Consider the following 20931-nt stretch of genomic DNA (forward strand, 5'->3'; position numbering starts at 1 on the left):
GCGGCATGAGCGTCCCGAAGTTCCTCGACCTGCCGCCCGGCGTGGTCTCCTCGTTCGAGGACGGCCTGCACGGCCGGCTCGCGATGCTGTCGGCCGATGCGGTCGGCACCGCGAAGGGGCAGGTGCTGCTGCTGCCGGGCTGGACCGGCAGCAAGGAGGACTTCCTCCCGTTGCTCCCGCTGCTGGCGGCGTCCGGCTACGACGCGCGGGCCTACGACCACGCAGGCCAGTACGAGAGCGACGGCGGCGGCGACTACTCGCTCGAGGGCTTCGCCCGCGACGCCCTGCACCTGGCAGAACAGACCGGTGCCCGCACCCACCTCATGGGTCACTCCTTCGGCGGGCTCGTCGCACAGCACGCCACCGTCCTGGCCCCCGGCCAGGTGCGCACCCTCAGCCTGCTGTGCACCGGACCGGGGGCCCTCGGCGACTCCGACGTCCGTCCGCTCAAGAAGCTCGTCACGGCGATCGGCAAGGTGCCGCTGCTGCAGCTGCACGAGATCCGCGAGCAGGGCGTCAAGCGTCCGGCCCAGATCACCGGATTCCTCGCCCGGCGCTTCACGTCCAACGACCCGAGGTCGCTCAAGGCGATGACGCAGCACCTGATCGACGCCCCCGACATCGTCGACGACGTGCTGGCCACGCACGTGCCCACCTGGGTCGGCCGGGGCGCTGACGACGACGCCTGGCCCCACGACGTGCAGGCGCGCATGGCCGAGCGGCTCGGCACGCAGGTGCACGTCGTCGCCGACTCCGCGCACTCCCCCGCCGTCGAGAACCCCGCAGGCCTGATGGACGCCTGGGTCCCCTTCCTGCAAGACCACCACGAGGAGCTGCGCTGATGGCCGTCACCCGAGGATTCACCGGACGCCCGCGACGCGGCGGCGACGACCGCCTGCCGCCCGGCCAGTACGACACGGGTGCCGGCTGGCCCACGCTCACCGCCGAGCTGACCCCGCAGGTCGACGTCGACACGTGGACGATGACGGTCGACGGGCTCGTCGACACCCCCACCACGTGGGACTGGCGCGGCATCCACGCCCTGCCCGGCTCGTCGTACTTCGGCGACATCCACTGCGTCACGACGTGGACCAAGTTCGACACGACGTTCACGGGGGTCAGCGTCGACACGCTGCTCGAGACCACCGGTGTGCGTCCCGAGGCGACGCACGTGTTCGCGACGGCGACCACGGGCTACACGACCAACCTGCCGCTGGCCGACATCACGGGCGGCAAGGCGTGGCTCGTGTGGGAGTTCGACGGCAAGCCGCTGACGCCCGAGCACGGCGGACCGGTGCGCCTGCTCGTGCCGCACCTGTACTTCTGGAAGTCCGCCAAGTGGATCACCCGCATCGAGCTGCGCGACCACGACGAGCAGGGCTTCTGGGAGCGCAACGGCTACCACGACCGCGGCGACCCGTGGCTGGAGCAGCGCTACCAGGGCGACGCATGACGTCCTCCCCCGACGAGGTCCTGCCCGAGCCCGTCGCGAGCTCGTGGACGACCGCGACGGTGCGCGAGGTCGAGCACCTCGGCGACTCGTTCGTGAAGCTGCGCATGGAGGTCGCCGACCGGCACGACCACGTGCCGGGCCAGCACTACGTCGTGCGGCTTCGCGCGCCCGACGGCTACACGGCCCAGCGGTCGTACTCGATCGCGTCCGACCCGGCCGACCCGTTGGTCGAGATCATGATCGAGTGCCTGCCGCGCGGCGAGGTCTCGGGCTTCCTGCACGACGTCGTCGAGGTCGGTGACGAGCTCGAGGTGCGCGGTCCGATCGGGCGCTGGTTCGTCTGGGGCGGCACCACGCCGTCGTTGTGCGTCGCCGGCGGATCGGGGGTCGTCCCGTTCGTGTCGATGCTGCGGTACGCGCGGCGCACCGGCACCGAGCCGCTGCTGCGCATCGCGGCGTCGGCCCAGACCCGCGACCGGCTGCCGTACGCCGACGAGCTCGAGGCGTACGGCGCGTTCATCGCGCTGACCCGCGAGAACCAGCCGCAGGCCGACGGCTCCGAGCGCGTCGCCGCGCACATCTACCCCGACGAGCTGGTGCCGCTGTCGGAGGGCATCGAGCGCGCGTACGTGTGCGGGTCGGTCGGCTTCGTGAGCTTCGTCGGACGCATCCTGGGCGAGGCGGGCGTGCGCAGCGACGCCGTCCGCGTCGAGCAGTTCGGCCCGACGGGCTGACCCGCCCCCCGAGTTTCGGCGGGTAGAGCCCGCCACACCGCACGACCCGCGACATCTGGCGGGCTCCAACCGCCAGAGCGTGGGGGCGGTGGGGCGGGGTGCTCAGCGGTTCAGCAGCCGTTCGAACTCGGCCGGGGCCGTGGTGTGGGCGCCGAGGTGGAACTCGGGGCCCTTGCCGGCGCCGTGGTAGTCGCTCGAGCCCGTCACGACGAGATCGAGGTCGCGCGCCAGCGCCCGCAGCTCGGCGCGCGTCTCGTCCGAGTGGTTGAGGTGGTCGACCTCGATGCCGCCGAGCCCCTTCTCGGCGAGACCCGCGATCACCTCGGGGGTCAGCACGCGGCGGGCCTTGCGCGCCCAGGGATGTGCGACGACCGAGACGCCACCGGCCTGCGCCACGAGGTCGATCGCGTCGGTCAGCGGCGTGCCGTAGCGCGCGACGTAGACCGGCCCGTCGTCGTACAGCCAGTGCCGGAACGCCTCGTCCCGGTCGCGCACGTAGCCCGCCGCGACCATGGCGTCGGCCACGTGGGGACGCCCTGACGCGGCGGCGGCACCGGACTGCGCCACGACGTCGGCGACCGTGAGCGGCATGTCGTGCGACGCCAGCTGCTCGAGCAGCGCGGGCAGACGGTCGTCGCGCCCACCCAGGACGCGTCCCAGCTCGGCCAGCAGCGCCGGGTCGTCGGGGTCGAAGCCGTAGCCCAGCAGGTGGATGCTGACGCCGTCGAGCATCGTCGAGATCTCGATGCCGCCGATCACCTCGATGCCGGCCCGCTCGCCGGCCTCCCGCGCCTCGTCCCAGCCCGCCGTCGAGTCGTGATCGGTCAGGGCGACGACGTCGAGGCCCTGGGCCGCAGCCTTCTCGACCAGCTCGGCGGGTGAGTCGGTGCCGTCCGAGCGGTTCGAGTGGGTGTGGAGGTCGATGCGCACGGGGTCAGGCTATCGAGGCGCCACGTTCCAGCGGCGGACGACCGGGGTGCCGCGGTCGTCGCCGAGCACCGAGACCGTCGCCGTGTCGAGGTCGAAGATACGTCCCTCCGACACCTCGAGCCCCAGCCAGCGGGCGGCCAGCACTCGCAGCGAGTGACCGTGCGCGAAGACCAGCGTGCGTCCGTCGACGGCACGCGCGCGGGCGACGACGCGGTCGAGCCGCTCTCCCACCTGCGCGGCGGTCTCGCCGCCGGGCGTCGAGCCCGTCCAGATCGACCAGCCGGGATCGGACTCGTGGATCTGCGGCGTCGTGAGGCCCTCGTAGTCGCCGTAGGCCCACTCGGCCAGGTCGGCGTCGGGCTCGGCGTGCGCGAAGCCGGCGAGCTCGGCGGTCCGCCTGGCCCGTCGGCGCGGGCTCGTCAGCACCTGGGCGAACGAGCACTCGGCCAAGGGGTGCGTCAGCCGCGTCGCGACGGACTCGCCGTCGGGCGTCAGCCCGAGGTCGGTGACGGACGTGTGCTGGCCCGAACGGCTCCACTCCGTCTCACCGTGACGCACCAGCCACAGCTCGGTGGGCGTCGCATCGCCGCTCATCGGGGGACGAGCGCCCAGTAGTCGAGGTCGAGCAGCACGCCGTCCCGGTACTTCCCGTCGTCGCCGCGCAGAGTGGTCGTCTCGTCGCGCCCCTTGGTGGCCACGAGGCGCAGCCGCAGGGCGCCCACGCCGGGCGCCGGTGTCTCGGCCTTGTCGAGCACCTCGGACCACGCGTAGACCGTGTCGCCGGCGAAGGCCGGGGCGACGTGGGCGCCGGCGTTGATCGCAGCGATCAGCTGGGCGTTGGCCAAGCCGTTGAACGACAGCGCACGAGCCATCGAGATGATGTGCCCGCCGTACACCAGGCGACTGCCGTCGGGACGCGCATCGGTGCTGAAGTGGACCTTGGCGGTGTTCTGCCACAGCCGCGTCGCGAGCATGTGCTCGGGATCGGTGAGCGTGACGCCGTCGACGTGGTCGATCGTCTCGCCGATCTCGTAGTCGTCGAAGCGGTGCGGCTCGCCCGCCGCCCCGACGTCGTAGCCGGTGAAGTCGAGGCCCTCGGGCAGCACCAGCTCGTCGGCGGCGACGGCGGAGGCCAGGTCGGGGACGACCGTCTCGGGCGCGGGCGCGGCGGCGTCGCGCTTGTGCACCATGACCCAGCGAGCCCAGTCGATCACGACCTCGCCGCGCTGGTTGGTGGCCGTCGAGCGGACGTACACGACACCGGTCCTGCCGTTGGAGTTCTGCTTGAGTCCGATGACCTCCGACGACGTGCGCAGGGTGTCGCCCGGCACGACCGGACGATGGAAGCGGCACTCGGCGTAGCCGAGGTTGGCCACCGCGTTGAGCGAGACGTCGGGGACGGTCTTGCCGAACGCGATGTGGAAGGCGACGAGCTCCTCGACCGGAGCGGGCGACAGGCCCACCGAGGCGGCGAACTCGGCCGACGACGGCACCGCGAACCGCGTCGGGTACAGCGCCTGGTAGAGCGCCCGGTCGCCCTCGGTGACGGTGCGCGGCGTCGCGTGCTCGAGCACCTGGCCGATCGAGAAGTCCTCGAAGAAGTTGCCGGGATCGGTCTTGGTCATGCGAACGGGTTGGCCGAGGGCGAGCCGGGCATGGTGGCGAGAAGCGCCGTGCCGTCGGCCAGGAACTTGTGCTCGACGAGCACCTCGTACTTCGTCGCGACGACCTTCTGCACCGAGCTGAAGTCTCGCTGTCCCCGCGTCGCCGCGTAGCCGAGTGCGCCGGAGATCATGCCGAAGGCCAGGCCGAGCAGGATGCCGCCGAGGATCGTCGAGACGGCCGAGCTGCCGTCGGTGAACAGGCTGACGACCAATCCGATCAGCAGCCCGAGCATGAAGCCCGATGACGCGCCGGCCGACAGCACCTTGCCCCAGGTGAGGCGTCCGGTGACCCGCTCGACCTGCTTGAGCTCGGTGCCGACGATCAGCACGTTCTGGACCGGGAACTCGTGGTCGGACAGGAAGTCGACGGCCTTCTGCGCGTCGGCGTACTTGTCGAACACCCCCAGCGACTGCGGGTACTCGAGTGAGAAGATCTCGGCCATGTCTGCCCCTTGCTCGGTGGGTGCTCGGTGGATCGGTCTTAGAGCTTGTAGTCCTTGAGGAGTGCGCGGCCGATGATCATCTTCTGGATGTCGGACGTGCCTTCACCGATGAGCATGAACGCCGCCTCGCGGTAGAGCCGCTCGATCTCGTACTCCTTGGAGTAACCGTAGCCACCGTGGATGCGGAACGAGTCCTGCACCACCTCGTTGCAGTACTCGCTGGCGATCATCTTGGCCATGCCGGCCTCGACGTCGTTGCGCTTGCCGGCGTCCTTGAGGCGGGCGGCCTTGACGACCATCGCGTGCGCCGTCTCGACCTTGGTGGCCATCTCGGCCAGGCGGAACAAGATCGCCTGGTGCTGGGCGATCGGCTTGCCGAACGTCTCGCGCTGCTGCGCGTAGGCGATGCCGAGCTCGAAGGCGCGGTTGGCGATGCCGACGGCGCGGGCGCCGACGTTGACGCGGCCGACCTCGACGCCGTCCATCATCTGGTAGAAGCCCTGGCCGGGCTTGCCGCCGAGGATCTGGTCGGCCGAGCTCTTGTGCTTCTCGAGGATCATCTCGGTGGTGTCGATGCCCTTGTAGCCCATCTTGTCGATCTTGCCCGGGATCGTGATGCCCTGGGCCGTCTCGCCGAAGCCGGCCTCCTTCTCGATGAGGAAGGTCGTCATGTTCTTGTAGACGCTGTCGTCGCCCTCGTCGGTCTTGACCAGGACCGCGACCAGCGTGGACGAGCCGCCGTTGGTCAGCCACATCTTCTGGCCCGTGATCTCGTACGAGCCGTCGTCGGTCTTGGTGGCCTTGGTGCTGATGGCCGAGACGTCCGAGCCGAGGCTGGGCTCGCTCATGCTGAACGCACCACGGACCTCGCCCGTGGCCATCTTGGGCAGGTACTTCTGCTTCTGCTCGTCGGTGCCGTGCTGCATCAGCAGGTAGGCGACGATGAAGTGCGTGTTGATGACGCCGGACACGCTCATCCATCCGCGGGCGATCTCCTCGACCACCAGGGCGTAGGTCAGCAGCGACTCGCCCAGACCGCCGAACTCCTCGGGGATCATCAGGCCGAAGATGCCGAGCTCCTTGAGGCCCTCGACGATGTCGGTCGGGTACTCGTCCTTGTGCTCCAGCTCGGTCGCTACCGGGATGATCTCCTTCTCCACGAACTGCCGCACCAGCTTCAGGATCTCCTGCTGATCCTCGGTGAGACCTTCGGTGCTGACAAGACGACCCATCGTGATCCTCCAACGGTTGGCGTGCGGCCTTCGACGACTTGCTGAATGTACCGACAAGAAACGGGCCCGTCCCCACGAGCGCCAGGTGACCTGCGTTACAAGACGTTAACCTGGCGCGACTCTCAGTCGGCGAGGGCGGGTGCTGACGGCGGCCGGCGGAGCACCACCACGACGAGCCCCGCGAGGATCAGCGCGAGGCCCGCGTAGACGCCCGCGGGCGGCGTCTGGTCGAGGAAGAGGCCGGCCAGGATGGCCGCCCCCGGCACCTCCAGCAGGAGCAGCAGGGAGATGAGGCCCGGGCTCATGACGGCCAGCAGGTGGTTGAGGACCGAGTGCCCCAGCAGCTGGGCGCAGATCGTGACGCCGACGATCGCGAGCCACGTGCGTCCGCTGAAGTCGACCAGCTCGACCTGCGCGACGACGCACGCCACCAGCAGGGTCGCGGCGCAGATGCCGTAGCAGGCGACGGTGTAGGAGCCGGTCGAGACGCGCTCGCGCACCTGGCTGCCCGCGATCATGTAGAGGGCGGCCGTCAGACCGCCGACCAGCGCCAGCAGGTCGCCGGTGAGTGCACGGGCCGACAGCGAGAAGTCGACCCCCGTGATGACGAGGACACCGACGATCGCCAGCGAGATGCCGCCGACGACCGACCGGGGCGTGCGCTCGCCGCGGAAGCGGTCGATCAGGACGACGAAGACGACCTGCATGCTGACCATCGCCGTGGCGGCGGCGACCGACGTCATCTTGAGCGCGCTGACCCACGTGCCGAAGTGCAGCGCGAGCATGACGGCCGCGAACACCGTGGTGCGCCACCCGTCCCGTCCCAGCGTGGCGAGCTCGTGGCGCGCGCGGGGCGCCACCACGGGCGCGATGGCGATGGTGCCGAGTGCGTTGCGCCAGAACGCGATCGCCAGCGCCGGTGCGGACGCCCCTGCCATGAGCGGGCCGGACGCCGAGACTCCGAGGATCGCCACGACGACGAGGAAGACGTTCACCGGATCAGTGTGGCCTCCCCATGGAGCGGCGCGTGCTCAGCCTCCGTCGGACCAGCTCCGCGACGACGCCGGACGCCCACCCGACGAGGCCTCACAGTCATCCGAGGGCGACCGGCAGCAACCCGCGCGGCGTGCGGGCCGCGATCTCGTCGAGCGCGGACTCCAACGTCTCGTGGACGAACGAGTACCCCGACGCCATCAGGACGTCCGACGCGACCCACCGGCTCTTGAGCACCAGCTCGGCCTCGGTGCGGATGATCCTCGCGCCGGCCTCGAGGACCCAGGCAGGCTCCGGCAGGCCCACTCGTCGTCCCATCGCGGCGCGCACCCCGGCCATCAGCTCGGAGTTGGTCACGACCTCGGGCGCCGCCACGTTGACCGGCCCGGAGATCTCGGGATGGTCGACCAGGTGCAGCACCGCGCCGACGACATCGTCCACGTGCACCCAGCTCACCTTCTGCCCGCCGTCGCCCATCCGACCGCCGAATCCGAGGCGCGCCAGGTTGATGATCGGGTTGATGGCGCCTCCACCGGAGCCCAGCACGATCGACATCCTCAGCGCGACCTTGCGGACGTCCGCCGGGGCGTCGAAGAGCTCGCGCTCCCAGGCACGGGCGACCTCGACCGAGAAGCCCGACCCGATCTCGCCGTCGGCCTCGCCCATCGGCCGGTCGCGGGCGTCGCGATAGATCGTGCCCGTGCTGGCGTTGATCCACAGCAGGCTCGGCGACGCCACGCGCTGCAGAGCCCGCCCCAGGGCGGCGGTCGTGCCGATCCGCGACGCCAGGATCTCGTCGGCGTTGCGCTTGCCGTAGCGGCAGCTGACCGAGCGGCCCGCGAGGTTGACCAACAGATCGGCATCGGCGAGCACGCGGTCGAGGGATGCCGGGTCGTCCCACGTGGCGTCGGCCGGCGCGTCCCGACCGATGGTGAGCACCCGCATGCCCCGACCGCTCAGCGCCTCCACGACGTGTCGACCGATGTAGCCCGACGCCCCCGCGACGACGGCGGTCCGCGCGCTGTGGTCCTGCATGTCGACTCCTTTGTTGAACGTGTTCAATTTCAACCTGGACGATTATTTGAACATGTTCAACTAGGTGGTCGTCAGAGGGTTCTGCTCGGCCGTGAAACGATGCGCGCATGACCCTCGTCGCCATCGCCCTCATCGTCGTGGGCGCCGCCCTCAGCCTCTTCGCGACGTCGCTGATCGTCCGTCCGACCGGGTGGGCCCGCACGACGGGCACGATCGTCGGCCTGTCGAGCAGCGCCCCGCCGTGGGCTCCCCACCGAGGCGCCTCGTTCACGTACACGTCCGGCGACGGCACCGAGCACACCGTCTGGTCGCCCGACGCGACCTCGACGGGCGACGGCGTCGGCGGGACGGTCCAGGTGCGCTACGACCCGAAGAGCCCCTCGACGGCCCGCACCGCCACTCCCCTGACGCAGGTGTTCGTGCTCATCGCGATCGCCGACCTGGTGGCCGTCGCCGGCATCCTGATGCTCGTCCTCTGACCCACCCCACCTCGGACGTCACCACGAGTGGGCTCCTCCACGTACACACGTGACGACGTCCGGGTCGGCGTCAGCCCCAGCTCTGCTCGAGCTCGGCGAGAGCCGCCTCGAGGTGGGTCAGCAGCCGCTGCAGCGACGGCACCGACCGGCGGCAGCCGATGAGCCCGAAGTCGAGGTACTTGTCGCGGCTCGTCAGCGTGATGTTGAGCGCCTGCCCGTCGAGCACGATCGAGACGGGGTACATCCCCTCGAGCTTGGCTCCGTTGAAGTACATCTGCTCCTTGGGCCCCGGGACGTTCGAGATGATGACGTTGAACGGCGGGTGCGTGTAGCGCACGAAGCCCGGGATCGGCGTCATGGCCAGCGGCAGCATCTGGACGGCCGAGAACGCCAGGATCTGCGTCGGCGTCAGATCGCCCATGATCTTCTTGGCCGACCGCGACGAGTACGCGATCTCCTCCAGACGGGTGGCCCCGTGCTCGCGGTCGGTCGCCAGGTTGACGACGATCGCGCCGACCGAGTTGCCCCCGTCGGAGCCTCCGGCCGAGTCGGCCCGCAGCGCCAGCGAGATCGGCACCATCGCGGTCATGGGGTCGTCGGGCAGCGCGTGCTGGTCGAGCAGGTACTGGCGCAGAGCGCCCGAGACCATCGCGAGCACCACGTCGTTGAGCGTCGTGGCGGACGACTTGGCGACACGCTGGATGCGCTCGATCTCCCACGACTGAGCCGCGAACCGCCGCGCACCGCCCACGGGTCCGTTGAGGATGGTCTTCGGTGCGCGCGGCAGGGTCACGTCGCCGTCCCGGATGACCTGGTTGGCGATGCGCAGGGTCGCCGGCACCAGCCCCGCGAGGTCGCCGACGACGTCGGCGCCCGCTCGCAGCATCGACCTCGGGTCGCGGTCCTTGCGCGAGGCCGCCCCCGACCCGCCGCGCGACGGGAGCGACCACGGGGGCACGCAGTCACGGGCGTCGGGGTCGACGCTCAGCGATCGCTTCATGAGACCGAGCGCCCCGACGCCGTCGAGCATCGAGTGGTGCACCTTGCTGTAGACCGCGAACCGGCCGTCGGCAAGACCTTCGACGACGTGCGCCTCCCACAGGGGACGGTGGCGGTCGAGCAGCGATCCGTGCCAGCGCGACGTGAGCTGCAGCAGCTCGCGGATGCGTCCGGGCTGCGGCACCGCCGAGTGACGCACGTGGTACTCGAGGTCGATCTCGGAGTCGACCTTCCACCACGTGTTGCCGACCGAGCCCACCGGCTCGGCCGGCCGCTTGCGGAACAGCGGCGACACCTCGTGCGCCCGGAACGACTCGATGAGCTCGCGGACGAAGTCGGGGCCGGCCCCCTCCGGCGGGGTGAACAGCTGGAGCCCGCCGACGTGCATCGGGTGCTCGCGCGACTCCGCCAGGAGGAACATCGAGTCGGTGGGCGGCATGAATGACATGGGCGGTCTCTCTGCGGGAGTGGTCCTGCGGCTGCGCAGTGGACGTACCGGCAGTACGCTGACATCCACGTGTGGCGCAGGTCACTCTATGTGAAACTTCGGTGAACGCATCGCGAGCACCGCCGAGCCGTCCGAGGAGCAACCATGGCGCACCTGTCGCTGGCCGCCGAGCCGCAGTACTTCCGCGGCTCCAGCCTGCGGTCGAAGGCTCTCGGACTCACCCTGCGGCACACGGTCCGACCGCTGCTCGGCCTCTGGACGCACCTGCCGTTCGACGTCTTCCCGCCCAACGTCGTCGAGCACGCGGCCAAGCTGCTGCCCGTGCACGAGGGCACGATGTGGCGTCCGGTCGACCTGCCGACCACCACCAGCGAGTGGTTGCAGGCCAAGGGCGTCAGCGACCTGGGCGGCGGCAACGAGCGAGCGATCCTGTACTTCCACGGCGGCGCCTTCCTGACGTGCGGGCTCAACACCCACCGCCGGCTCGTGTCGCGCATCTCGTACGCCGCGCGGCAGCCCGTGCTCAACGTCGGCTACCGGCAGATGCCCTACGAGCCGATCAACGAGTCGGTCGCCGACGGGGTCGACGGCTTCCGCTGGCTGCTCGACCAGGGCTACCGCGCCGAGAACATCACGATCGCCGGCGACTCGGCCGGCGGCTACCTCGCGTTCAGCGTCGCCCGCGCCGTCATCGACCGCGGGTGGGGACGTCCGTCCGGCGTCGTCGCCCTGTCGCCGCTGCTCGACTTCGACCCCACGGGCAAGCAGGCGCACCGCAACGCCAACCGCTGCCAGACGTTCCCGGTCCGCGCGGTCGCGCGGCTCAGCGACGTCTCGCTGCGCGTCGACACCCGCCGGGGCGTCACGGCCCGCCGGGTCGACCCCGTCAACATGCCCCTGGCCGACATGCCGCCCGCGCTCATCCACGTCGGATCGCGCGAGGTGCTGATGGCCGATGCCGAGCTGATGGCCAACCGGCTGGTCTCGGCGGGCGTGCCCTGCGACCTGCAGGTGTGGGAGAAGCAGGTGCACGTCTTCCAGGCCGCGGCGTCGTGGGTCCCCGAGGCCCGGCTCGCGATCGACGAGATCGGTTCCTTCGTGCGCGGCCTCGCCGAGCGCGAGATGCCGTCGAGCGTCCCGGCCGCGGTCGTCACGTCCGCTCCCGTGACGACGCTGCGCACCGCGCGTGCGGCGCAGCTCTGACGTGTGATGTCCTGACCAGGTGAGCACCACCGACCTCGTCGCCGACCTGGCCAAGAAGTCCGGGCTCGTCTGGGTCACCTACGCCGGCCGCGACCACGCCGTCTGGCACGAGTGGGTCGGCGACGCCGTGTGCGTCGTCAGCGGGGGCGCCGAGCAGTCGCTGCCCGGCATCGCGGAGCAGCGGGCCGTCACCATCAGCCTGCGCAGCAAGTCGACCCGGGCACTCGCCGCACGTGTCGAGGCTCGCGTCGAGGTCGTCGCCCCGGGCTCCGAGCACTGGGAGACCGTCACCTCGGCACTGCGGGCCGGGCGGCTCAACCTGGCCGACAGCGCCACCGCCGTCGAGCGGTGGGCGGCCGAGTCGGTCGTGGTCCGGCTCGTGCCCGACGCCCCGGCGTCAACGCCGGCCGCCATCTCGGACGACATCGGCCACACCTCACCGCGACTCGCGCGCTGAGACCCCCGCGGCGTGCGGCGCGGCGGTGCCCGGGAGAGACTGGACATCGACGGCAGGAGGCCATCATGGGCAAGGACAGCATCGACGAGGCAGACCTGAGGGTTCACGGACCGGAGGATCACGCGGCAGGCGTCACCGCCGTCGCTGTCTCCATGAAGCGCGCCGTGGGGCACATGGGGGTCAAGAACACCGCCAAGACCCTGCTCAAGCTCAACCAGGCCGACGGCTTCGACTGCATGAGCTGCGCCTGGCCCGACCCCGACCCGGAGAACCGCCACGCCGCCGAGTTCTGCGAGAACGGCGCCAAGGCCGTGGCCGAGGAGGCCACGAAGGACCGCGCCACCCCCGAGCTCTTCGCCCGCTACAGCATCGCCGAGCTCGACGCCCACGACGAGTACTGGCTCGGCCAGCAGGGACGCATCACGCACCCCATGGTCAAGCGTCCCGGCGGAACCCACTACGAGCCGATCCAGTGGGACGAGGCCAACGCGATCATCGCCGAGCACCTCACGGCGCTCGACTCCCCCGACGAGGCGATCTTCTACACGTCCGGACGCGCCTCGAACGAGGCCGCCTTCGCGTACCAGCTGTTCGTCCGCGCGCTCGGCACCAACAACATGCCCGACTGCTCGAACATGTGCCACGAGTCGACCAGCATCGCGCTGGCCGAGTCGATCGGCATCGGCAAGGCCAGCGTCTCGATGAACGACGTCTACCAGGCCGACGTGATCCTGATCGCCGGTCAGAACCCCGGCACCAACCACCCCCGCATGCTGTCGGCGCTCGAGATCGCCAAGCGCCGCGGCGCCAAGATCATCGCCGTCAACCCGCTCCGCGAGGCCGGCCTGCACAACTTCCGCAACCCCCAGGTGCCGCGCGGCATCGTGGGCAAGGGCACCGACATCGCCGACCTGCACCTGCCGATCAAGATCAACGGCGACCTGGCCTTCTTCCAGGCGGTCGGCTCGCTGCTCGTCGAGTGGGACGCGCTCGACCACGACTTCATCGACCGTCACACGACGGGCTTCGAGCAGTGGGCCGAGCACGTCCGGTCGGTCGACTGGGCGACGGTCGAGCACGCGACGGGTCTGTCGCGCGAGCTGATCACCCAGGCCGCCGAGATGATCCGCGCGTCGAGCAAGACGATCTACTGCTGGGCGATGGGCCTGACGCAGCACCGCAACGCCGTCGCCACGATCAAGGAGGTCTGCAACGTCGCCTTCGCGCGCGGCGACATCGGCAAGCCCGGTGCGGGCCTGTTCCCCGTGCGCGGCCACTCCAACGTGCAGGGCGACCGCACGATGGGCATCTGGGAGCGTCCGCCGCAGGCGTTCCTCGACTCGCTGCAGACCGAGTTCGGCTTCGACCCGCCGCGCGAGCACGGGCTCGACACGGTCGACTCGATCCGCGCGATGCGCGACGGGAAGGCCCATGTCTTCATCGGGCTGGGCGGCAACTTCGTCCACGCCTCGCCCGACACGGCGGTCACCGCCGAGGCGATGACCAAGACGCGCCTGACGGTGCAGATCTCGACCAAGCTCAACCGGTCGCACCTGCGCTGCGGCGAGACGGCGCTGATCCTGCCGACCCTCGGGCGCACCGAGAAGGACATCCGGGGCGGCAAGGAGCAGTTCATCAGCGTCGAGGACTCGGTGTGCGCGGTCCACGCGTCGCGCGGCGTGCTCGACCCGGCCAGCCCGCACCTGCGCTCGGAGACAGCGATCGTGTGCGGATTCGCCGAGGCCACCCTGGGCGACCGCTACGGCATCCGCTGGGCCGCCATGCGCGACGACTACGACGTCATCCGCGACCACATCTCGCGGGTCGTCGTCGGCTGCGAGGAGTACACGGCCAAGGTCGACCGTCCGGGCGGCTTCGTGCTGCCGCACCCGCCTCGCGACACCCGCACCTTCCAGACCGAGTCGGGTCTGGCCGAGTTCGTGGCGTCGCCGATCAACGTGCTCGAGGTGCCCGAGGGTCACCTGCTGCTGCAGACGCTGCGCAGCCACGACCAGTACAACACCACCATCTACGGCAAGAGCGACCGCTACCGCGGCATCGAGGGCGGGCGTCGCGTCGTGTTCGTCCACCCCGACGACATCGCCCACCTGGGCTTCTCCGACGGCGACCTCGTCGACCTCACGGCCCGGTGGGACGATGACGACATCGTCCGCATGGCTCCCGACTTCCGCATCGTCTCGTACGACACGCCGCGTGGCACGGCAGCGGCGTACTACCCCGAGACCAATCCCTTGGTGCCGCTCGACTCGACGGCCGAGGGCAGCAACACGCCGACGTCGAAGGCCGTCATCATCTCGATGGCCGCAGCCGACACGTCCCGCACCCGGCACGGGTCGTACGACACGCAGCAGCCCGACGACACCGACGACGGACAGGACGCGGAGGGGTCGGACGAGGGGCACAAGAAGCACCCGCAGCCCGCCCACCTGTCGTGACCGACGCAGACGCCGCCGATCCCGCAGACCCCTACGGCCTGCAGCGGTTCGTCGACGCCCAGGCCGGCGGCACGTACGAGCAGGCGCTCGGAGAGCTGACCACAGGGGCGAAGACGAGCCACTGGATGTGGTTCGTGTTCCCGCAGGTCGGCGGACTGGGGCGCAGCGAGATGTCGGTGCTCTACGCGCTGTCGGGCGTCGACGAGGCAGCCGCCTACTGGGCGCACCCCGTGCTCGGTCCGCGCTACGAGCAGTGCTGCCGGGCGCTGCTCGACCTCGGCGACGTTTCGATGACCGACGTGCTCGGAACGATCGACGTCCAGAAGCTGCACTCGTCGCTGACGCTGTTCAGCGCCGCGGTACCCCAGACGGCGACGTTCGAGATGCTGCTGACGCGCCACTTCGACGGTCGTCCCGATCCAGCCACGCTCTCGCTGGTCTGAGGTCCGGCCGAGCCACGCTCGCGCTCATCTGACCCACCCCCGCTGCGAGCCGCAGCGGTGGATCGTCCACGGGATCCGGCCTGACAAGAACCGAGAACGTGGACGATCCACCGCCAGGGGGCGGGTCGCCGGACTACTTCTTCTTGGACACCCGCAGCTTCACCTTCGAGGTCCACACTGGCGTGTACTGCTCCCCCGCCACGACGTAGGCGCGGATCGTGTGACGTCCCGGGGACAGCTTCGGCAGACGCAACGACTTCCCGCTGCCGACCGAGACGGTGCGGATGATCTTCGACCCGTCGTAGATCAGCACGGTGCTGCGCGCCGGGGCATCGACGTCGACGCGCAGGAGCGCTCGCTGTCCCTTGCGCACGGTCGTCTTGGCCAGACGGATACGAGCCGTGGTGCCCCTCTTGGCCACCTTCAGCATGGCCGTCGCCCTGCTGCCGGCCACGGTCTTGGATCCCTGGTACGTCGCCGTCACCAGGTGGCTGCCCACCGGGACGTCTGACGGCAGCGTCACCGTCGCACGCCCACCCGTCAGCGTGCCCCGGACCGTGGTGCCCGCGACCTCGACCTCGACGTCACCCGTCGCAGCCGGATCGGACTCCACCGACACCGTCGCCGAGACCGACCGCCCGAAGACCGCGGCGGTGTCGCTCAGCTGCAGGGACGTCGCGGACGCCGCCGGACCGCTCCAGGCCAGTGCCGGCGCGAACGCCGTGTGCACCTTCGCCTTCGCCTGCTGCTCCAGCGCGTAGCCGAGCCCCAGCACCTTCGCGTCGTCCCACGCCCGTCCGACGATCTGGACGTTGTTGGACTGGCCCTCGTCGTTGGAGCCGATCGGCAGGATCGCCGTGGGCAGTCCGATGCTCTGGGTGATGACACCGGACGCCCGGTCGGAGCTGAAGATCGGCGACGACGCGTCGTTGTTGCCGACGCTGGTCAGGAAGCCCGGGTAGACGACCGCGTCGACCGGGGCGACCGTCTCGGCCGTCGCGCCGAACGACGAGTCCATCCACGAGGCCGCGTTGGTCTTGTAGTCGTCCCGTCGACGCAGCTGGTTGTCGAGGCTGGTGTCGTCCATGCCGGTCCCGCCGCTGCCGGACTGGTTGTACGGCAGGTTGAGCGGGCTGCGCAGCAGCTCGGTCGCCGTCGAGAACGGAAACGGATTCGGCCGCTTCTCGGCGATGTACCGCTCCCATCCTTCTCCGCCGACGCTGCCGCCGGTGGACGTGTAGCCGCTCGCGGGCGGGTTCGTCGGCGCCGACGCGGCACCGGTCAGCAGCGGGACCAGCGTGCCTCCGGCGGCCTCGACCGCCTTCTTCAGCTGGGCGAGTGCCGCCAGACCGGCCTTGTCGTCGGCGATGGCGGTCGACTCGAACGCGGCCGGCACGTAGCCGATCCGCTTGCCCTGCAGCGCGTCGGCCTTCAACGCGGACTTCCACTCGACCGGCCGCTTGGCGTTGTCGACGCGGGACGTCAGCAGGTCGTCCGGGTTGTTGCCGGTGGCCTGCGTGGCGGTGGCGTCGAGCATCGAGGCGACATCGGTGACCGACTTGGCGATGGGGCCTGCGTAGTCGGTCGCCCACGTCAGCGGCATGACGCCGTTGGTGCTCGTCAGGCCGTCCGTGCCGCGGAACGAGGTCAGGCCGGCACCGGTCGACGGCGCGTACAGCGAGACACCAGTCTGCGTGCCCATCGCTGCCGCGGCCATGTCGGTCGCGACGGCCGTGGCCGATCCACCGCTGGAGCCGAACGACGTCTTGGACGGGTACAGCGCGTTCCACGTCTGCTTGAAGCCGCTCTCGCTGAACGATCCCGAGTTGGCGAACTCGGACAGGTTGGTCTTGCCGATGATGACGGCGCCGGCCGCACGCAGCTTCTGCACCTGCCAGGCGTCGACGCCGGGCATCCAGTCCTTCAGCGCGAGCGTGCCGCCCGAGGTCGGCATGTCCTTGGTCTCGTACAGGTCCTTGAGCGCGATCGGGACGCCGAGCAGGTCGCCCTTCGCGCCGGACGCCCGAGCCTTGTCGGCGGCGAGCGCCTGGGCGACGGCGTCCTTCGCGACGGTGATGAACGCCTTGAAGCCCAGTGCACCCCCGTCGTAGGCCTCGATGCGGTCGAGGTAGGCCTTCGTGACCTGCACCGACGTGACCGTGCCGTCGACCATGTCGGCCTGCAGCTGGGCGATGGTCTTGCCCGTCACGTCGTAGCCGACGGCGGTGGTGGGCGCGACGTCGGCGTCGGCCGCGGGCACCGCCAGCGGCTGCGCACCGGCGCAGGCCGCCAGGGTCGAGTCGGACAGCTTCCAGTTCGACACCGTGCACAGCTCGTCGAGCGTCAGACCGCCGAAGTCGGGGGCTGCGGCCGCGCTCGCGGTCGTCGCGGCGATCTGAGCGTCGCTGACGGCGCCGACCACGACGTACTGCATCAGGGACGTCGTCTCGCCCGGGTCGACCGTGAGCGTGCGCACGAACCCGAGGTCGTTGGCGCGGCTGCCGGTCGGCACGTACGCGGTCGTGAACGGGTCCGACTGCTGGTCGGCCAGCGCGTCGACACCGGAGCCGACGACGACGCCCGTGGGACGGGTGCTGCCCGGAGTCGTCGCGGCGATCCACGTGTCGGCGGTGTCGACCGTCGCGTCACCGCTGCTCGTCGCCGTGACCGTGGCCTTGTTCGGGCTGGGGTTCGAGCCGGTGGTGGTGAACCCCGAACCGAGCGACCCACCGAACGAGACCTTGAAGGTCAGGGGCTTGTCCGACGTGTTCGTGAAGGTGTCGAAGAAGCTCGTCGTGCTGGTCGAGGCCTGTACCTGGACCTTGCGGGTCATCAGCAGGTCGTCGAGCCGGACGGACTTGGTCGAGGTGTAGGTGCCGGGCGCGGACGCCGTCAGGCCGAACCCCCTCATCATCTGGTCGTTCATGCGGGGAGCGTCACCGGCAGGCGTGTCGACGTGGACGAAGATGTTGCCGAAGCCTTCCATCCGCGATCCGGAGACGTTGCGGATCGAGCCGGTGTCGATGCCCGGCCTGCGGGCGTCGTTGATGTTGACGGTCGCACCGTTGCCGGTGGTGACGCTGGTGAGGGCCTGCGCCGAGGGTGTGCAGGCCAGCAGGCCGACACCCAGCGCCGAGGCGAGGGGGAGGGAGACGAGACGCGCGAGACGGCGTCCGGACGAGGCGGAGCTCATGGGTGGGGGGACCGCTTTCTGGTGGGGGGAATCTGCGCCCTCGTTCTATGCAGACCGTGTAACTTTTCGGCTCCCCCATCATTTCCGGGTGGTAACGACGTCGACCGTCACCGAATCGTCACCTAGCCGCATGCGGGCGAGGGCCGCGAACGAGGCGAGTCCTGGCGGCGGCGTCAGGGGGAACCCCCGTCACCGCGCTCACCTGCCCCGGGGTCGGACGGGGTGGCCACCCCGATGACACGCACCGGTCCGGGGCGGGACGATCTTCCTCGCGGCCGACACCCCGACGGCCCTACGGAAGGACATCGACCGTGGCCTCATCCGGCACACCTCGCCCCCTCGACCCGCCGTCTCGTCGGCGGCCCGCGCTGCTCACGGCCGTGCTGGCGGGCCTGGTGCTCGCGTTCACCACGGTGCCCGCCCTCGTCGCAGGAGCCCTCCACGGCTCGCGCGACATCTCCTCCCTGAAGACGGCACTCGGCGACGACCTGGTCGCGTACACCCGTGCCGGTCGCTCGTCCTTCGGTGCCGATCTCGCCGAGCTGACTGGTTACTGGCGAGCCTGGCACGCGTCGAAGATCGTCATCTGCGCGCTCGCGCTCATGGCACTGGCGATGCTGGCCCGCGACCTGTGGAGACGGTACGAGCACGGGACGGCCGTGGCGTCGGTGCGCTGGGCCGCCACCGGAGTGACCGTCCTCGTGCCGCTGGTCGCGGTCGCGCTGGCAGCCAACATCCAGTCCACGGCCGCGCCGTCGGTCGCCCTCCTGCAGCTGGTGCCGCGCGACGCGGGCGGAGCACTCGGCACTGCGCTCACCGAGGTGCAGCGCCAGGTCCTAGCGTCACCGGACTCGGCCGGCTGGTCACGACCGGTGCAGCACCTGGCGCACGACGTGCGCGTCTACCACCTGGTGATGGTGGTCGTGGTGGGAGCCGTGGTCGTCGCATCGGCGGCGACCGCGGCTCACACGTGGCGGCACCGGCGGGCAGGCACCGCGTCGAGGGAGCGACGGACGATGCTGACGACGACAGGTGTCGTCGCGGCGGTCTCGGCCGTCGCGCTGACGCTCCTTCTCGTCAGCGAGGTGCAGGGAGTCCTCGACCCCGGTGCCGCGCTCCTCGACGTCATCGGGCGCGGCTGACGCCTCCCGAGTCCGGGGCGGTGGATCGGCAACCACAAACGGCTCCAGAAGGTTGCACGTCCACCGCCACGGGCGGGACTCAGAACAGGTCGGCGGCCTTCACCACGGTCTCGTAGATGCCGTAGAGCAACGGCACCAGCACCACGATCCAGGCGACGACCAGCAGCGGTCCGGCCTTGTCGACCGCCACGTCGTGGCCGACCTCGGCACTGCGGGACGACTGGTCATCGGTCACGGGCTTCTTCTCCTCGTGGAACTTCGCGGCGACGGGACGGATCGCCAGGTTGGCCACGAAGCCGACCGCGAGGATGCCGACCATCGTCAGCAGCGCCGGGCGGTAGTCACCGGCGTTGAGCTGCCCCGGCTCGCCACGAGCGTCCAGGAACCCGTTGATGATCAGGGGTCCGACGACTCCCGCAGCGGCCCACGCGGTCAGCAGCCGTCCGTGGATCGCGCCGACCTGATAGGTGCCGAAGAGGTCGCGCAGGTACGCCGGGGCGGTCGCGAACCCGCCGCCGTAGAAGCTGATGATGACGCCGGCGACCAGCGCGAACAGGATCGTCGACGACGAGCCCTGGAACGCCAGGAACCCGTACAGCAGGATGCCGAGACCCAGGTAGCCGACGTAGATGTTCTTGCGACCGACGAGGTCGGACGTCGACGACCAGACGAAGCGTCCCGTCAGGTTGAACAGCGACAGCAGGCCGACGAACCCGGCGGCCGACGCTGCGGCGACGGTCGACGTCTCCCCCTCGCGGAAGAAGTCCTGGATCATCGGCGCGGCCTGCTCGAGGATGCCGATGCCCGCCGTCACGTTGCAGAACAGCACGATCCACAGCAGCCAGAACTGCGGCGTGCGGATCGCGTTGGCCGCCGAGACGTTGTCGGTCGTGACCAAGGCCTTCGACTTCACCGTCGAGGGGTCGAACCCCTCGGGCTTCCAGCCGTCGGCCGGCACACGGATGAGCCAGGCGCCGAACAGCATCAGCACGAGGTAGAGCACGCCGAGGGTCACGAACAGCTTCGCGACGGCCGACCCCGACGCGATGCCGGTCGCGGTGTCGAACGAGTCGTCGTAGATGCCGAGCAGCTTGGCCGACAGCGGGCTCGCGATCATCGCGCCGCCGCCGAAGCCCATGATCGCCATGCCGGTGGCGAGGCCCGGACGGTCGGGGAACCACTTGATCAGCGTCGAGACGGGTGAGATGTAGCCGATGCCCAGGCCGATGCCGCCGATGAAGCCGTAGCCGAGGTACAGCAGCCACAGCTGGTCGGTCGCGATACCGGCCGAGCCGATCAGGAAGCCGCCCGACCAGAACAGCGCCGCGGTGAACATCGCCCGTCGGGGACCACCGGTGTCGACCCAGGTGCCGAACACCGCGGCCGAGACGCCGAGCATGACGATCGCGATCGAGAACACGATGCCGACCTGCGTCAGGCTCGCGTCGAAGTTCTTGACCAGCGAGGCCTTGTAGACGCTGGTCGCGTACGCCTGGCCGATGCACAGGTGCACCGCCAGCGCGGCCGGTGGGATCAGCCAGCGGTTGAAGCCGGGCTTGGCTACCGTCCTCTGACGGTCGAGCATGGCAAGTGACATCGGTCCCCCTCGTGGCGCACGTGATGCGCG

General features: G+C 70.3%; 19 protein-coding genes. 9 read left to right on the forward strand and 10 right to left on the reverse strand.

The annotated features are described in order from the left end of the window. Positions 1–5 precede the first annotated feature (5 nt). The 3 genes from DX116_RS17140 to DX116_RS17150 are packed head-to-tail and all read left to right on the forward strand — an operon-like array spanning position 6 to position 2187. Positions 6–842: an alpha/beta fold hydrolase gene (locus tag DX116_RS17140; RefSeq protein ID WP_119705396.1), complete on the forward strand. Its 837-nt coding sequence runs from the start codon at positions 6–8 to the stop codon at positions 840–842. Beyond that, positions 842–1453, forward strand: a complete 612-nt coding sequence (locus tag DX116_RS17145) for a sulfite oxidase-like oxidoreductase (RefSeq protein ID WP_233556866.1) — start codon at positions 842–844, stop codon at positions 1451–1453. Before DX116_RS17140 ends, DX116_RS17145 begins: the two co-directional genes overlap by 1 nt. Further along, positions 1450–2187 carry an FAD-binding oxidoreductase gene (locus DX116_RS17150; protein WP_119705398.1) on the forward strand — a complete coding sequence of 246 codons (738 nt, stop codon included), beginning with the start codon at positions 1450–1452 and terminating at the stop codon, positions 2185–2187. Before DX116_RS17145 ends, DX116_RS17150 begins: the two co-directional genes overlap by 4 nt. Before the next feature lie 102 nt (positions 2188–2289). On the opposite strand, the gene DX116_RS17155 is transcribed toward DX116_RS17150, so the two are convergent. From DX116_RS17155 to DX116_RS17185, 7 genes are all read right to left on the reverse strand, one after another. Further along, positions 2290–3117, reverse strand: coding sequence for a PHP domain-containing protein (locus DX116_RS17155; RefSeq protein ID WP_119705399.1), 828 nt, complete (start codon positions 3115–3117; stop codon positions 2290–2292). A 9-nt stretch (positions 3118–3126) separates the two neighbouring features. Continuing rightward, positions 3127–3711: a histidine phosphatase family protein gene (locus tag DX116_RS17160; RefSeq protein ID WP_119705400.1), complete on the reverse strand. Its 585-nt coding sequence runs from the start codon at positions 3709–3711 to the stop codon at positions 3127–3129. Beyond that, positions 3708–4742, reverse strand: coding sequence for a MaoC family dehydratase (locus DX116_RS17165; protein WP_119705401.1), 1035 nt, complete (start codon positions 4740–4742; stop codon positions 3708–3710). Before DX116_RS17165 ends, DX116_RS17160 begins: the two co-directional genes overlap by 4 nt. Next, entirely contained in the window at positions 4739–5224 is a 486-nt protein-coding gene (locus DX116_RS17170) for a general stress protein (protein WP_119705402.1), read from the reverse strand. Before DX116_RS17170 ends, DX116_RS17165 begins: the two co-directional genes overlap by 4 nt. 38 nt (positions 5225–5262) lie before the next feature. Next, complete coding sequence (locus tag DX116_RS17175; protein WP_119705403.1) at positions 5263–6456, reverse strand: acyl-CoA dehydrogenase family protein; 1194 nt, start codon at positions 6454–6456, stop codon at positions 5263–5265. Between the two features lie 122 nt (positions 6457–6578). After that, positions 6579–7451 carry a DMT family transporter gene (locus DX116_RS17180; RefSeq protein ID WP_119705404.1) on the reverse strand — a complete coding sequence of 291 codons (873 nt, stop codon included), beginning with the start codon at positions 7449–7451 and terminating at the stop codon, positions 6579–6581. Positions 7452–7548: 97 nt separating this feature from the next. Beyond that, entirely contained in the window at positions 7549–8484 is a 936-nt protein-coding gene (locus DX116_RS17185) for a TIGR01777 family oxidoreductase (RefSeq protein ID WP_119705405.1), read from the reverse strand. A 107-nt stretch (positions 8485–8591) separates the two neighbouring features. Between DX116_RS17185 and DX116_RS17190 the strand changes: the two genes are divergently transcribed. Further along, positions 8592–8963: a DUF3592 domain-containing protein gene (locus DX116_RS17190; RefSeq protein ID WP_119705406.1), complete on the forward strand. Its 372-nt coding sequence runs from the start codon at positions 8592–8594 to the stop codon at positions 8961–8963. 70 nt (positions 8964–9033) lie between these two features. Here the strand turns inward: DX116_RS17190 and DX116_RS17195 are convergent, their stop codons facing one another. Beyond that, a complete protein-coding gene (locus DX116_RS17195; protein ID WP_119705407.1) occupies positions 9034–10410 on the reverse strand; it encodes a WS/DGAT/MGAT family O-acyltransferase in 1377 nt (458 codons plus the stop codon). 144 nt (positions 10411–10554) lie between these two features. Here DX116_RS17195 and DX116_RS17200 point away from each other — a divergent pair, with 144 nt between their 5' ends. The 4 genes from DX116_RS17200 (at position 10555) to DX116_RS17215 (ending at position 14969) form a co-directional block, all read left to right on the forward strand. Continuing rightward, the gene (locus tag DX116_RS17200) at positions 10555–11613 is read left to right on the forward strand and encodes an alpha/beta hydrolase (protein ID WP_119705408.1); all 1059 of its coding nucleotides are present in this window, start codon (positions 10555–10557) and stop codon (positions 11611–11613) included. A 19-nt stretch (positions 11614–11632) separates the two neighbouring features. Continuing rightward, positions 11633–12070 carry a hypothetical protein gene (locus DX116_RS17205; protein WP_119705409.1) on the forward strand — a complete coding sequence of 146 codons (438 nt, stop codon included), beginning with the start codon at positions 11633–11635 and terminating at the stop codon, positions 12068–12070. 65 nt (positions 12071–12135) lie between these two features. After that, positions 12136–14526, forward strand: coding sequence for an FdhF/YdeP family oxidoreductase (locus tag DX116_RS17210; RefSeq protein ID WP_119705410.1), 2391 nt, complete (start codon positions 12136–12138; stop codon positions 14524–14526). Further along, on the forward strand, positions 14523–14969 hold the full coding sequence (locus DX116_RS17215) for a DUF1810 domain-containing protein (protein WP_119705411.1): 447 nt from the start codon (positions 14523–14525) through the stop codon (positions 14967–14969). The genes DX116_RS17210 and DX116_RS17215 overlap by 4 nt, the downstream gene beginning before the upstream one ends. 133 nt (positions 14970–15102) lie before the next feature. On the opposite strand, the gene DX116_RS17220 is transcribed toward DX116_RS17215, so the two are convergent. Next, positions 15103–18162: an amidase family protein gene (locus tag DX116_RS17220; protein ID WP_119705412.1), complete on the reverse strand. Its 3060-nt coding sequence runs from the start codon at positions 18160–18162 to the stop codon at positions 15103–15105. A 311-nt stretch (positions 18163–18473) separates the two neighbouring features. On the opposite strand from DX116_RS17220, the gene DX116_RS17225 reads away from it, so the two are divergent. Beyond that, entirely contained in the window at positions 18474–19304 is an 831-nt protein-coding gene (locus DX116_RS17225) for a hypothetical protein (RefSeq protein ID WP_147393703.1), read from the forward strand. 79 nt (positions 19305–19383) lie between these two features. Here the strand turns inward: DX116_RS17225 and DX116_RS17230 are convergent, their stop codons facing one another. Then, the gene (locus DX116_RS17230; RefSeq protein WP_119705414.1) at positions 19384–20901 is read right to left on the reverse strand and encodes an OFA family MFS transporter; all 1518 of its coding nucleotides are present in this window, start codon (positions 20899–20901) and stop codon (positions 19384–19386) included. Between the last annotated feature and the right edge of the window lie 30 nt (positions 20902–20931).

It is taken from the genome of Aeromicrobium endophyticum (assembly GCF_003586285.1).
Taxonomy (GTDB): Bacteria; Actinomycetota; Actinomycetes; order Propionibacteriales; family Nocardioidaceae; genus Aeromicrobium; species Aeromicrobium endophyticum.